The sequence below is a fragment of the Dyadobacter endophyticus genome (genome assembly GCF_014641595.1).
GTDB lineage: Bacteria > Bacteroidota > Bacteroidia > Cytophagales > Spirosomataceae > Dyadobacter > Dyadobacter endophyticus.
In genome coordinates this window covers 1,695,772-1,709,979 of record NZ_BMIA01000001.1, presented here as the reverse complement: position 1 = coordinate 1,709,979, position 14,208 = coordinate 1,695,772, and the positions used below count along the sequence as shown (strand labels likewise).

Below are 14,208 nucleotides of genomic sequence, written 5' to 3'. Positions count from 1 at the left end.
TGGTAGGACTTCGCGCCCTACCATTTTTCAAAAACCTAGCTCCAAAGACGGTCGTGCGAACGTTTTTCGTTCCAGTCGGGCGTTGGGGCGAAGAACGATTTGTCCTTCGGATGCAGGTGTTTTTTAACCTCTTCTTCAACGAGCTCGATGCCGAGGCCGGGCGCTTCCAAAGGCACAGGCGCATACCCTTTGTCGATCAGCTTGCGACCGTCGGTGGTTTTCACGAGGCTTTCCCACCACGGCACATGCACCGAATGGTGTTCCAATGCCAGGAAGTTCTGCGTGGCGGCTGCGCAATGCACGTTGGCCATAAAGCTTACCGGCGTACCGGCGAAGTGCATCGCCATCGCAATGCCATGATCCTCAGCGTAATCGCCGATACGTTTCGTTTCAAGCAAGCCGCCCGACGAAGCCAAATCGGGGTGGACGATGTCTACCGCGCGCTGTTCGATCAATGCTTTGAAACCTTCTTTGAGGTAAATGTCCTCGCCGGTGAGCGTCGGCGTTTCCAGCGCATCCGAGATGGTTTTCCACTGATCGGTGTATTCCCAGGGCACCATGTCTTCGAACCACGCGAGGCGGTATTTGTCGAGCGCTTTTCCAAGGCGAATGCCGTTGTTAAGATCAAAATGGCCGTAGTGGTCGGAAGAAAGCGGTATCTCATATCCGACCACGCCGCGCACTTCTTCCACTACTTTTGCCATTTCTTCCAATCCTTTCGGTGTGATCTGGATCGCGGTGAAAGGGTGTTTGGTATTGGCATAGGAATGGTAATCGCCGGCCCATTGGGAGAAACCGCCACCCCACACCTTGTTATTCACAACGCTGCCTTCATTGTTCCGTAGCATTCCGATCGAAATATCCATTTTCAACCACGTGTAGCCCTGGTCCTGCGTACGGAATTTGATCTTTTGCTTAAACTCGTTGATATCGTTCGACTCGGGCGTGTCCGCGTACAAGCGAACCTTATCGCGGTAGCGACCGCCGAGCAGCTGCCAGCATGGCACGCCGTAAGCCTTTCCACAAAGGTCCCAGAGCGCCATTTCCACGCCGCACACGCCACCCGCCTGACGGCCATGGTAACCAAACTGCTTGATCGATTTGAACAGCTGCTCCACATTGCAGGGGTTTTGGCCTAACAAATGGCTTTTGAGGAACAATGCATAACGCTCGTCGGCGCCGTCGCGCACCTCGCCAAGGCCGTAAATCCCTTGGTTGGTATCGATGCGGATAATGGGCGTCCGGCCCACATTCTGTACAATGCAATACCGCAAGTCGGTGATTTTCAATTCCGAAGGTTTGGAAGCACGGCTTACTTTGGAAGTGGCTTGCGCAATGGTATCCTCGGTCGACATCGACATGAAACCCCCTAACGCAATGCCGCCTACCGCGGTTTTGCGCAAGAAATTACGACGGCTATCCCCGGTAGCAGGGTTAGCAATTTCTGCCGCTGCGACCGCTTTTTCAGCGCTTTCAACTTGTTTATTCGATTCAATGATTTGCTTTAAAATGTTTTTCATCGGGATTTGAGTTTAGTATCGTGATTTGTTTTGACCGCCGACTATGGACCGCGCGCTAATAATTCCTTTCCTTCAAGTAATCGTCCAGCTCCTTCTTCGTCATCGGCAACTTGCCGGGGTAATTATTTACCCAGTTCAAAAAGTCCTTCTGGATCACATCCGACCATTTCGTATCGATTTCCCCGGGCGTGTATTTGCCCTCGCGCAGGCGTAGGTGCCCGAACTCGTCGCGCAGGGCCGTTACCTCGGAAGTAATCACGAGATCTTCCACCAAATGCGCCGGAATAAAGATCGTCCCGTATTTTTTAGCCAAAACGACATCCCCCGGAAGTACCACCGCGCGACCAATGCGGATCGGGGTGTTGATGTTGGTAAGCATCATTTGCTGAATATATGAAGGGTCCTGACCTTTGATCCAGGCATTGAAACCGTTGATCTCGCTCAACCCTTCTACATCGCGTACGGAGCCGTAAAAGATTACCCCGCGCTTGGATTTGGCATAAATGGAGTTGCCCAGGTTGTCACCGATGAGCGTACCGTCGGCGATCTTGCCGTAGCCGTCGGCCACGTATACATCGCCTTCTTTGAGCACGTCAATCGGCCAGGAGTTGGTACCGCCGGTTTGCACGCGGCCTTCTTTTTTACCGGTTTCTTTCACCAGGTCCTGCAAATCGGGGCGGGCGGGCATGTATTGCGCCGTTACCACGCGGCCGGTCATGGTGCTGTCGTTGTGGATCAGCTGCCATTCGCCTTCAAACTGATTGTGGTAGCCTTTGTTGCGCAGCACGCCCCAGGCTTCTTCCATGGAAATGTTTTTCAGACGGGCCAGGATCGCATCCGACACGTGCGGACGGCCATCCGGCGATCGTGCCCCTTTCCAGCCGGAGGTGTAGGCTTTAATCTGGTCAGGAGTAGGGGAGATCGCTTGTGCGTGGGAAGCAAGGCTTCCCAGCACAAACGCCCCTGCAAGCAAGGTTTGTTTAAGCATAAATGAATAATTAAGGGTTAGTAATAGTCATTATTTATCCCAAAAAACGGGTGTTCCAAGCTCGTCGGGCCCCATTCTGGCGATAGCCGCCTTATAGTTGGCCTCGTTGACAGAGCGTTCGAGCACAGGGTACACCAATCTCTTGATAAAATCTTTCACCGACGGGTCCTTACCCGGGTAATTGTTCACAGGAAGTACCGGGAAGCCGCTTCTGCGGAAGTTGGCCCAGGCTTCGGAGCCGTTGAGGAACGAGGAGATCCAGTACTGGTTGTTGATCTGCTCCAACGCTTTGGCAGGTAGGAACGGGTTCGCCGTCAGGAATGCGTCCTGGCTTGCGGTCGGAATGGTGGCAAGCACGTCGTAGGTGGCCATCTGGTTCATATGTGCGCGCACGCCTGTTTCGTACAATGCCTTCACGTCGCCCGTGGCCCATCCGCGCTGCACCGCTTCCGCGAGCAGGAGGCTGGTTTGGGACCAGGTGATGAAGAACTCCGGTGCATCGATTTTGCCCAGCGTGCGGCGGTTGATCTGCGAATATTTGAATGCAGAACCAATCTTGCCCGGAAAACCGGGCGCATTCGCGATCGTCGATTCATTGTAGCCGTAGGGCATTCCTTCCTGGTTCGCAGGCGCGGTATCTTCGGCCCCGGCAGTAGCGAGTGGGTTGCCGGGCGTTTCGTATTTCACTGCGATCACACGGATGCGCGGGTCGCTCGTTTCTTTGAGAAAATCGACCAATGCTTTGCCCAGATACACATTACCGCGCTCGGTTCCCTGGAAATAGTTGGCCAGCGGGTGGTTAAATGTGCTGTTGAATGCGATCAGCGCGTTGTCGGCGTTGGAGCTTTGCAAGCCGCCATTCGCCGGGTCGACAGCCACCGCCACATATTGCTTAGCTTTCGCTGCATCGATTTTGGAATAACGCATAGCAGCGCGGAGCAGCAGCGAGTTGCCCAGCTTTTTCCATTGCGCGATATTGCCTTTGAAAAACAAATCACCCGCTTCAATGGGCTTGCCCGCGTCCAGCGCTTTGGTACCTTCCTGCAATTCTTTCAGGATGTCGTCGTAAATGACTTTCTGGTCGTCATATTTCGGCAGGTTAATGCCTTCAAGAAACGCTTTTCCGGCCTCAAAATAGGGTACGTCGCCGTAAGTATCCACCAAAACCATGAATACGTAAGCCTTCCAGATGCGCGCCATTTGGTACAGGTTCGACCGCGCGGGATCATCCTTGGTTTTGTAAAGGACGGTCGTCAGCAGGTTCACCGGACCGTTTTGCAGGTATAGCGAATTGAAGTTTGCATTCGAATTGGGATCGGAAACGGCATTGTGGTTCCCGCCTTCGAGTACGCCCGTGTAAGGTGTATTAATCTGTTGCACGATCTGCATCTGGTAGTTCTGGGTGGCAATGGCAGACGTGAATTCCGCATTGGAGAACAGGTAGATGGGATCGATGTCTGTCGCGAGGACGGGGTTTTTGTTAACCTCCTCAAAACCGCTGTCGCAGGAGCTCGCGCCGGCCAGAACGCTCAAAGCTGTGATATATATGAATATTCTTTTCATAAAAACAATGTTCAATAGTCAGGTTACAATTTGATATTCAGGTTGATACCATAGCTCCGCGTGGTCGGCAAGGTATGCGTCTCAATGCCTTGCAGGTTGTCTGATGCCGATACCTGTGCTTCGGGATCGAGATTGTCGATGTATTTCTTGATCATGAGCACATTGTTGCACATCGCGGAGAGTGTCAGGCCTTTGATGAAGCTCTTATCACGCACGAAACGCGAGAGGTCGTAGCCCACCGAGATCGTTCTCCAGCGCACAAATGCACCGTTGTACACGAATGGCGAGGCGAGGTTGGTGCTGCGGTAAGCGGTATAGAATTGCTGTGCTTCCACCCGTTGGGCATTCGGCTCGCCGGTAGAGGTTACACCTTCGAGCAACACGCCACCTTCGCGGCCTACAAGCGATGGTTTCGAGAGTCCTTCACGCAGGAAGTTCAGGTTCGAGTTCGAGAGGATCTTGTTGCCCGCCTTGAAATCGATTTGTGTGCCAATGCGGACGCCTTTCACATTGATCGTGTTCACCCACGCACCCACCCATTTCGGGATCGCACTGCCGAAAGTGGTGAGGTTACCCTGCTGGGGCAGACCACCCGAGGTAATAATGCGGCCCTGCGCATCGCGCTTGTAGTCGAAACCACGGAGGGAGGCAAGCGGCTTGCCCACTTCATGTGACACAATACCGAAGAATTCGCCGGTGCCGACGTCGAAACGCTCCTGTCTTTCAGCAAGTTCGATCACCTTGCTGATGTTATAGCTGCCGTTGAAGCTGGTTTCCCAGGTGAAATTGTCGTTGCGTACTGGTACGACGGTGAGCAAAAACTCCACGCCCTGGTTACGCAGCTTACCCACATTCACCTTCGTTTGGCTGAAACCGGAAGTGTTCGAAATGCTGACGTTCAGAATCTCATCCACCGTGTTTTTGCGGTACAACGAGAGGTCGAGGTTCAGGCGGCTGTCGAATGTCTTCAATTCCAGGCCGACTTCCGTTTCCTTCACTTTAAGCGGGCGGAGGTTCGCATTCGGGCTGACGGTGGACGGCAGGTTGCCCAGCGCCGTTCCATTGAAAGGGTTCGCATTGATAGCGTAATACAGGTTGTTGGAATACGGGTCGGTATCACCACCTACTTCCGCATAAGCAGCGCGGAGCTTGCCATATGTGAGCCAGTCAGGTGCATTAGCGAAAGCCTGGCTGAACACAAAGCTGCCACTCACGGATGGGTATAAGTAGCTGTTTGATTGTGGGTTCAAAGTAGAGAACCAGTCGTTGCGTCCCGTCACATTCACAAACAGGAAGTTTTTGTAGGAAAATTCAGCCGATCCGTAAATAGAGTTAACCTTCTTTTTACTATAACCGTAATTCGGGTTTTTGACCTGACCGTTGGCGATGGTGTACAGGTCGCGCACGTAGAAGTTGGTTACGGCGGTAGACACATTGTCGCTTACCTGCAGCATCTGGTTGCCACCCAATGTAATGTCGATGCCGAAATCTCCGAACGACTTGTTGGCGCCGATGAGGATGTCCATGTTACGCTCGCGGAAAGTGGCTACATCCTGGTAGTAATAACCGTTGAAACCGGTCGCCACGGCACCGATTGAGCGTGTACCCGTCGGGCGGTTGTAATTGTACGGACGCGTGTAATAATCCTGCCCGATGCGACCCTGGACGAACAACCAGTCGGTGAAATCGTAGCGTACCGAAGTATTTCCAAAAATCCGGTCGCGGCGCACGTTTTCGAAGCGGTCGTAGGCCACCCAATAAGGGTTGTTGCGGTTGGTGAAACGCGCCAGGGGCATTTCGTTACCGTTGGCGTCCTTGCGGTTTTTGAGCCAGTCGGTGTCGATGCTCGTAGCCAGGGTATAAATGGTGGTGTTCGCATTCATGTCCTGAATACCGATCTGCGGCGGGTTTTTGTTATACTCGTTGGAATAGTTTGCGTTCAGTTGCGCGGAAAGCTTTTTGGTAAACTTGTAGTTCAACCCCAGGTTGAAGATTTTTTTATGATAAGCCGAATTCGGCATGATCGCATTGGCATCGGTATTGGCAAAAGAGAGGCGGAAATTTCCTTTTTCATTACCACCTGATAATGCAACTGAATTGGTAAAACTGGTTCCTGTGCGGTAAAACTGCTTGATACGGTCTTTGTGGGCTACGTAAGGCTGGGTACTGCCGTCGAACTGCGGTGTAGGTTTGCCGTCGAGCTTCTCGCCAAATGCAAAAACGCCCGAGCTTTGAGCTTCGGCCACGGTGGTAGGGCGTTTTCCAAACTCTCCCTGGCCGTATTCGTATTGAAAATCGGTGTAATCCAATGCTTCCTGGGCCTGGAAATTCGAGTTCAGCTCCACGCCGATGCCGGTGGTTTTGCTGCCGCTTTTGGTCGTGATGATAATCGCACCGTCTTTCGCACGGAAGCCATACAATGCGGCCGCAGCGGCGCCTTTCAATACGGTCATCGACTCGATGTCGTCCTGGTTAATGCTTTGCAGACCATCCCCCGCATCGGAAGAACCGCCCGTAGGGTTACCTGTACCGTTTCCATTAGAGCCGCCCGCCGAAACGCTGCTGTTATTGATCGGAATGCCGTTTACAATGATCAGCGGTGAGTTGTTGCCTCCGAATGACGACTGGCCGCGGATACGGATCTTGGTAGAACCGCCGGGACCGCTCGCGGGTGGTGTTACGTTGAGACCGGCTACTTTGCCTTGCAGGCTGTTACCCAGGTTGGTGGTGCGGTTGGTAGTCAATTCTTCGGTATTAACCGTTGCCGTCGAATATCCCAGCTTTTTGGCATCCCGCTTGATACCCAGCGCCGTTACCACCACCATTTCGAGGTTGCGGACGTCGGGGGTCATGGAAATGTCGTAATTCGATTGGTTACCCAACGGTATTTCCTGGGGCGTGAAGCCGACAGACGAGAACACCAGCATGCCGCCGCCATCGGGCACGCTTAGCTGGAATGAGCCCTCGGCATTCGTGGCGGTTCCTACTTTCGTGCCTTTCACGACGATGTTCACGCCGGGCAGGGGATAACCCTTTTCGTCGGTCACCTTTCCTGTGATATTCCGGTCGATGTCGCTTTGGTTGCGGATCACTTCGGGTAATGCGCTGCCGGGTTCGGCGGCGTTTTTAATCAGCACAACCTGCTTGCCTTCGATCTTGTAAGTGATGTTGGCAGGTTTGAAAAGGTCGTCCAGAATATCGCCAAGCGACCTGTCGACGGCATTGATGGAAACTTTTCTTTGCGATTTGATCAGCGAAGAACTGTACGTGAAACGCAACTGTGTCAGCTTGTTGAGTTTGTTCAGTACCGTCTTCATTTCGAGGTTACTGACCTGGATTGTGATCTTCTGGTTCAGAATATCCTGTGCCCCAACGGTGCCCGCTGCCGACACTGAGGCAAAGATAAAGGCAATTAATAATTGGTAAAGTGATATTCTCATAACCCTGTAAAGTAGCCGGGATAGATGTCGGTGTTTTTTCATATTTTTGAAAGTTTTGTTCTGAATTGAAATGATGGGACAAAACGCTCCTGTACGCCACAGATTCCAGTCCGGGCGAGGGGAGTAGCAGGGCCGGTGATGGCGCAATCATCACTGGCTCTTTATCATTCAAAGGGGAGCAGAGTTACTGGTATATCATAGGCGAAATTTGGGATTAATGGTAGTTGATTTTAGTCCTGAAAAGGGTTTAGAGAGATTAATTACATCCTTTGGAACTGATCACAACGCGACCATTCTCCATATCATAGCCGGCACCGATGGCCTGGCATATTGCATTCAATCGTTGTTTCAGATTTTCTTCGCTAAACTGCGCACTGATCATGCAGTTGGAAACCGTTTCGGCGTTGTACACGATGCTGATGCCGTAAGCTTTGCCCAGCGCATCGAATGCTTCGGCGACCGGCTTGTCGTCGAACACCTGCTCTTTCTGCACTGCCGATTCGGCGAGTAGCACCGGATTGGCCGTAACGGCCTTTTCGAGCTTGTTGTCCTTACGGTTGAAAACCACCTGCTGATTAGGGTTCAGGATAACACCGGCCGGTTTAGCTCCTCGTGAGATTTCATATTCCTTCTTGGCATACACCGATACGCGACCGGTTTTAACGGCAATCATTTCCGTATTATCACCCTCAAATGCCTTGATACGGAAGCTCGTACCGAGCACTTTCGTGACGGTTTCATTGGTATATACCAGGAATGGCTGTCTGGGATTCTTGGCTACGTCGAAAAACGCCTCGCCCGTCAGGTACACTTGGCGCTCTCCGGCAGCGAATTGCCGCGGATACCGGATGCTGCTGCCTTTCGCCAGTGTAGCTACGCTTTTGTCGCTCAAGAGCACGGTCATTTCCACTTCCGTAGCGTTGGTTTTGATCAGCATTTCCTGGCCCATTGTGATTTCCTGCCCTTTACCGGACGGCGCTATCGTGTTATGGGACGTGTAGTAAAGCCAGCTCAGACCACCGGTGAGCAACAGCACAGCCGCCGCCCTCCACACTGCGCGCTGATAGAAAGGCATATGGCCTTCCGCTTTTCGTACTTCGGCAATACGCGTGATCTCCGCGATTTCGTGCCGCAGCATTTCGTCCGAAAGATCATCTTTATAGAGGTCATGCACCGCGAGCACCAGCTCCCGTGCACGTGCCGCGACGCCCGCACGGTCGGCATTTTGTAGTAACCACTGCTGCCAGTAACGGTCGAGTTCCGGTGTAGGCGCCATAACCCAACGTCGGAACGATTCGTCCGTCGCCAGTTCCTCCACAGTAAATATTCGGTGTAAGCTCATCGGCAAAACAAAAACATACGGTTCAGAGCATTTGCAGGCTCTTTAAAATAGTATGTCTGTTTTGAATACCGGGATAACCAAAAAAGTCAAAAAAAATTTTAAAAAGTGATAAAGGGAAGAGGGAAGGGAGGGATATAAGTATAAAAAGTTAAAATTGGTTAATACTTTTTAAAAGTGTTATTTTAAATTAAAAGTAAATTAAGTATAAAGCCGCTGCTCGTGCCGGGCTCGTTCAAATCTCCATTCTCCCTTCCTCCTTACTTACGATAAGAAGAAAAGCAACACCCAAAAAAACTCCGCCGGAGCCCAGATTTCCTTGATCTCTTTCAATGTCCGGTAGAGCAGATTAGAAACGCTCTGCCGTCCCAGCCCCATGACGCTGGCGATGTCCTCGTTGTCGAGGTTTTGATAAAAGCGGAGATAGATGATCTCTTGCTGGCGTTTTGATAGCAGCGAAATGATGCGTTTGAGGCGGCCGTTTTGAAAGCGGATGTGCTCGGCCTCGATGATGTTGGTTTCGATGGAAGGATCGGACGGATCGGTATCGAAAATGGCCACTTGCGGCTCGTGGAAACGTTTCAGGCGGATACTTTCCTTGATGAGCTTGTGGCGGAGCGCTTTAAGTAGATAGGACTTGACGAATGCGGTTTCGGAGAGAAAATTGCGGCGTTCCCAAAGTTCGAGGTAAAGCTCCTGAATGGAATCGCGGATGAAATCGGGATCGGAAGAAAACTTTGTGGCATAGTTGTACAGCGCCCGGTAATGCGTCTGGGCGAGCTGCCCGAGCGCTTCTGCGTCGCCGGCCTTGAACCGCTGCCAGAGCCTGATATTCAGCTCGCCGGTATTCGATATGTTTTCGTCCTGATTCAAATCCTTAATGTAACGGCAATGTTGTATTAAATCAATGAATTGTGCCAATCAAAGCCGCCGGTAGGGGTATTCTCCTTGTGAAATGGCGGCAATTATTCTGTGTTGGAAATGTTAGGGGAAAATAAAACGGGGCGGTGTTTCGCCGCCCCGTTGGAAGACTGCAAGGGCAGGTTATTTCACTACTTTCAGTTTCCCCTGCATCAGCGAGTAATGCCCGGGGAATGTGCAAACGTACTGGTAGGTGCCCGCCTGACTTGGCGCCACGAAATAGATCGCCTCCGTTTTTTCAGGCTCCACGATATTGGTGTGGAAAAGCACATCATTCGTTTTGGGCACATAATTCAATTCGGTGCCTTTCAAGCCCAGGTTCAAACCCGCTTCACCAACCGCGTTGGCTGCCCCCGGCTTGGTAATGACCAGGTTGTGGAGCATATCGTCGTTGTTGTTGAAAACGACTTTAATTTTGCTGCCAGCTTTCACCTGAATTTCGGAAATATCAAATTTCAAACCCGGAACGGTTCCGATTGTCACCACCTGATCCGGTCCGTTGGTCCAGCTGGCCGGCATTTCGGTCACGCGTTTGGCTGAGGCGGCGGTATTGGCTGCCGTTGCGCCGGGCGCCGTTTCGCCGGGCGCCGCAGCGCCGTGCCCACTGTGATCCATCGTGGTGCTTGCTTTCACGGTCGTCGTAAACTGAGACGCATTGGCCGCCTGGCCGCCGGCGATCTCGTTCAATGTGTAGTAACCCGTCGCATGCAGCAGGTTGTTGCCGTCTGCCGATTTCACGCCTTCCGCCTTGATTTCGTGGATGTACCCTTTGCGCAGTGTCGCTGGATCGACTACCAGACGCACCCGCAGGCCGTCTTCTGAAACGATAATGCCTTTCAAAGGCACTTCCTGGGTGTTAATAATCGGGCTGCCGTAAGTGCGGTGGTAGCGGTAAGTAAAGCTGTTCATTTTGTATGCATCTTGCTCAGCAGCGGCCTTTTTGTCGATAGGACTGGTGAATGTGATCTCAAAACCATCGGGCGTCGAGCGGACAGTCTTCATTTCGAACGGCATTTTACCGGTCCATACAAGTCTTTGAATACCAAATTCTTCCTTACCCGTTGCCGACCATCCCCGGCTCGTCTGGCCTACGAACATCGAGCCGTCGAGACCCCATTCCAGACGAAGGATACCCGACATAAAACCTTCGCGAAAAGGGAAGACAGTTCCCTGCCACACGCCATTCACTTTTTCGAGGTCAACGCGGGTGATGATGCTATGTCCCTGGTCACCCACGAACATCTGTCCCGTAAATGGCCCGAACGCCCCGTTGGTTACGTCTTCCTTGAAATCGGAGGTGGAGATACCCACCAATGTGTGCGGGAACCAAACTGCCGGTGGTTTCAGGCCAGGAACCTTCTTGGCAACATCGTAAAGCGGTTCGCCGGTGCTCGGAACATCTTCCGGAGTCAGTTTCACAGGTGATCCTTCTTCTTTGCTCCAACGCAAGCCGGCAGGGTTACCCGCGAAGTCGCCTTTTTCAAGATGTGTCATACGGCCTGAGCCCACCCAGTCGCCCTGGTTTTCAGTATAGAAAATATCGCCTTTATACGATCCGAAGCCGGAAGGGGAGCGCAATCCCGTCGCCCAGGGCGTGAGCTTGCCGTCCTGGCCGAGTTTCAGCATCCATCCGCGCCATTTCGACTGGCTGGCGCCGCGGCCAACCCAGTCGAGGTTGAGCGTAACAAGCATTTCGCCGTTCGGCATGGGTACCGGTCCGTAAGAATACTGGTGATAATTACCCGACAATGGCCAGCGCGAGAACGAGTCGTAAACATCCGCAACACCGTCGTTGTCGGTGTCTTCGAGGCGGGTAACTTCGCCGCGCTGCGACACGAGGAAGTCTTTACCTCGATAATACAGGCCCAGGGGCTCGTGCAGTCCCGATGCGAAACGGTGGAACGAAGGCTTGCCGTCGCCTTTCAGGTACGGGTTGCCGATCATCCATACCTCGCCGCGGCGGGTTGACGTCGCGAGACGGCCGTCGGGCAGTACCTGCATCCCACCTATTTCCATTTTGATGTTTTCAGGAATCGGAATGGTGATAATGCGGTAATAGTCGTCAATCTTATTGGGTTTGGACTGCGCAAACGCGTTCACACAGCCAGCGGTAATCAGTGTAGTTAAAAGAATATTTTTCATTAGATACAAATCAGATAATGAGGTTTTACCAAAACAGGGAATAGCTGGTCGTGTTGGAAACAGGAAGGATAAGCTCCTTCATTTCACCGGCCGGACGTACTACCGCTTTGGCTTTTTTATCAACCTGCACATAAAAGCGGTCGTCGATCTGGTAAAGTCCTTTCTCTATTTCGGTGATCTGCTTGCCGCTCGCGAGCAGCGAGTATAGCGCACCTGCGGGCGTGCCTTCCAGGCGGCCGTCCACGCGGAACGTGCGCGAGAGGCTGTTGCCGCCCGAAACCAGTTCGTCGCTCACCGTCGCCGAGCCGATCGCGTAACGGAAGACCGGGTAACCTTTCTGATCGATTTTGTAGCCAAGGAAATTGATATTGGAAGAATCGGGCCACGTTGCATTCGCATTGTCGAGCACCGCTACGCTGCTGCGTCCCGAAACATGTACTTTGAGGCCAGCGGGGAAAAGCAGTTGCGGCTCGCCGCGCTCGTACCACATCTCGGTCACGTCGGCAAACTGGCCTCTCCACGCCTGTACCAATGCGCCGCGGTTCAGGTCGACGGTATAATTCCAGCCATCGGGGCTTCCTACTGAGATACAATGCGTACGCTTCGATTTTTCGCCGTCCAGCTGAATGAATGAGCGCACCATTTCCGGGCGCTTGTCGGGCGTCACGCTGATGTAGGGCTTGGGTTCAGGCTCGGGCAGGGACGACAATGAATGCAGGTCGTAAGGGCGCACACCCGATTTCTCCACGCGCAGCCCCAATGCAGGCTGGCGCCACGGGAAGCGCGAGTAATAAATTTTGAATTTGTGTTTGCCCTGTGTCAGGTTAATAGAACCGGTGTGTGTTTCCTGAGAAGTGGCTTCACCGGACGATACCACGCTTTTGCCGTCGATATCAACCGAAAGGACAGGACCGGAATAAATAGTCGTGAAAATGTAGTCGCCAGCCTCGGTTACGTCGATATCCCCTTCATACACAAGGTGAAATTCCCGCATTCCGTTGGTCACCTCCTGGGTTAGCAGGGGAGACTGACCCTCGTGGTCGAGCTTGCTATATTCTTTGGCATCCCATTTGTCTGCGTAAACTTTGTAATTTAGGTTACTGATTGACAGTGGCTTGCGATTAGCAAGAAGTTGGTAGCCTACATTGCGGAATGCGATGCTGCCTTTGGTAACTTCGAATGCGATGGGCTGGCCATCTGCTGCGGCTTTTGAGTTAGGAAGGTAAACGGTTTCTAGAACTGTGACGCCGTTTAGCGAAAGCGCATTCAGGCGTGCGGAGTTAGGAATGTGTTGTACGGATGCATCATAGGAAATTTCGAGTGTCTGCCACAGACCGGCCGATTTAGCGGCGTTCTGGTTCGGAAACTGGCCGATATACCCCGACGTCGTGGCGTCCGCTGTCTTTTGTTTGCTGCTATCGGAGATCTTTACTTTCTGCCCGCCCGGAAGGATGATATTTCCCTCGGCTCCCGGCGAAACGTTGAATTCGATGTATAGCCGTAAGTCGCTCGCTTTCAGTTTGGTAGTCAGCACGGTTCCTGCATTACCGATCAGTACGCCGTCGCCGGTCAGTGTTTTGGGCTTCGCCGTACCGGTAGGGTGTATGGAAATGCCACCTTGAATCGACCAGTTGGGAGCGGCGCTTTCAAATGCGCTGAGGTCTTTGAGGGGAAGCGGAGAATAGTTTCCCTTTCCTGTCTGAGCCATCACCATCGCCGGGCAAGCCAGCAGCAGGAGGGAGACTTTCTGAAACAATTGATGCATTGGAATCGATTAAGTGTATTGTTTACAATTAAAAAACGAAGTTCGACATTTTTTTACCATTATATCCGGAAATAGTATGAATTTTTTGAACGGTTTTTAATAAAAAAAGCTGCTTGTGAAGAAGCAGCCTTGCGTATTTTAATCGGCGTGGTGAAGTTTTATTACTCCTCTTTCGTACAGTTACAAGATTGCCCGCATGATGCATAGTAGCCGTTTTTGCGGGTAATTGTACAGCAGGCATTTGAACATGAGCGTGTGCCAGGTCCACCGGCACTATGGCATTGCTCTGTCAAAAACTCGGGATTGCCCCTCAGACTTGGCAATGGCCCCTTAAACGCAATGCCAATAGCGTCGACTGCCGCTTTTGACAAATAGCCGGTCGGCGATCGCGCGGGATGGTAAACCCTGCGCGATCAGCTTGATAATTTCGTATTCCCGGGAGGTGAACATGGCGATTGTTGGTTTTGGATTTGCATTGATACCACTATCTTTCCGTATCGTCATCCGGGAATTAGCATAGTCCATATTTG

General features: G+C 52.3%; 9 protein-coding genes. All 9 read right to left on the bottom strand.

The genetic code is table 11. The features are described from left to right. Window positions 1-35 precede the first annotated feature (35 nt). Complete coding sequence (locus IEY24_RS06980) at window positions 36-1,520, bottom strand: mandelate racemase/muconate lactonizing enzyme family protein (RefSeq protein ID WP_188929975.1); 1,485 nt, start codon at window positions 1,518-1,520, stop codon at window positions 36-38. A 55-nt stretch (window positions 1,521-1,575) separates the two neighbouring features. Then, window positions 1,576-2,508: an RraA family protein gene (locus IEY24_RS06975; protein ID WP_188929973.1), complete on the bottom strand. Its 933-nt coding sequence runs from the start codon at window positions 2,506-2,508 to the stop codon at window positions 1,576-1,578. Between the two features lie 30 nt (window positions 2,509-2,538). After that, the gene (locus IEY24_RS06970) at window positions 2,539-4,071 is read right to left on the bottom strand and encodes a SusD/RagB family nutrient-binding outer membrane lipoprotein (protein ID WP_188929971.1); all 1,533 of its coding nucleotides are present in this window, start codon (window positions 4,069-4,071) and stop codon (window positions 2,539-2,541) included. Between the two features lie 23 nt (window positions 4,072-4,094). After that, window positions 4,095-7,553, bottom strand: a complete 3,459-nt coding sequence (locus IEY24_RS06965) for a SusC/RagA family TonB-linked outer membrane protein (RefSeq protein WP_229221548.1) — start codon at window positions 7,551-7,553, stop codon at window positions 4,095-4,097. A 214-nt stretch (window positions 7,554-7,767) separates the two neighbouring features. Beyond that, entirely contained in the window at window positions 7,768-8,853 is a 1,086-nt protein-coding gene (locus tag IEY24_RS06960) for a FecR family protein (protein ID WP_188929968.1), read from the bottom strand. Between the two features lie 261 nt (window positions 8,854-9,114). Further along, window positions 9,115-9,771 (bottom strand): RNA polymerase sigma factor, encoded by a 657-nt coding sequence (locus IEY24_RS06955; RefSeq protein WP_229221545.1) that lies wholly within the window; start codon window positions 9,769-9,771, stop codon window positions 9,115-9,117. 123 nt (window positions 9,772-9,894) lie between these two features. Beyond that, window positions 9,895-11,913 (bottom strand): plastocyanin/azurin family copper-binding protein, encoded by a 2,019-nt coding sequence (locus IEY24_RS06950; protein WP_188929965.1) that lies wholly within the window; start codon window positions 11,911-11,913, stop codon window positions 9,895-9,897. A gap of 25 nt (window positions 11,914-11,938) precedes the next feature. Further along, entirely contained in the window at window positions 11,939-13,678 is a 1,740-nt protein-coding gene (locus IEY24_RS06945; RefSeq protein ID WP_188929962.1) for a 3-keto-alpha-glucoside-1,2-lyase-like domain-containing protein, read from the bottom strand. Between the two features lie 330 nt (window positions 13,679-14,008). Continuing rightward, window positions 14,009-14,203 (bottom strand): LuxR C-terminal-related transcriptional regulator, encoded by a 195-nt coding sequence (locus IEY24_RS06940; protein ID WP_188929960.1) that lies wholly within the window; start codon window positions 14,201-14,203, stop codon window positions 14,009-14,011. Between the last annotated feature and the right edge of the window lie 5 nt (window positions 14,204-14,208).

Bases quoted from the DNA above. Each gene is read 5' to 3' on its own strand.
- IEY24_RS06980 (WP_188929975.1), bottom strand. From the start codon at position 1,520: ATGAAAAACATTTTAAAGCAAATCATTGAATCGAATAAACAAGTTGAA.
- IEY24_RS06975 (WP_188929973.1), bottom strand. From the start codon at position 2,508: ATGCTTAAACAAACCTTGCTTGCAGGGGCGTTTGTGCTGGGAAGCCTT.
- IEY24_RS06970 (WP_188929971.1), bottom strand. From the start codon at position 4,071: ATGAAAAGAATATTCATATATATCACAGCTTTGAGCGTTCTGGCCGGC.
- IEY24_RS06965 (WP_229221548.1), bottom strand. From the start codon at position 7,553: ATGAAAAAACACCGACATCTATCCCGGCTACTTTACAGGGTTATGAGA.
- IEY24_RS06960 (WP_188929968.1), bottom strand. From the start codon at position 8,853: ATGAGCTTACACCGAATATTTACTGTGGAGGAACTGGCGACGGACGAA.
- IEY24_RS06950 (WP_188929965.1), bottom strand. From the start codon at position 11,913: ATGAAAAATATTCTTTTAACTACACTGATTACCGCTGGCTGTGTGAAC.
- IEY24_RS06945 (WP_188929962.1), bottom strand. From the start codon at position 13,678: ATGCATCAATTGTTTCAGAAAGTCTCCCTCCTGCTGCTGGCTTGCCCG.
- IEY24_RS06940 (WP_188929960.1), bottom strand. From the start codon at position 14,203: ATGGACTATGCTAATTCCCGGATGACGATACGGAAAGATAGTGGTATC.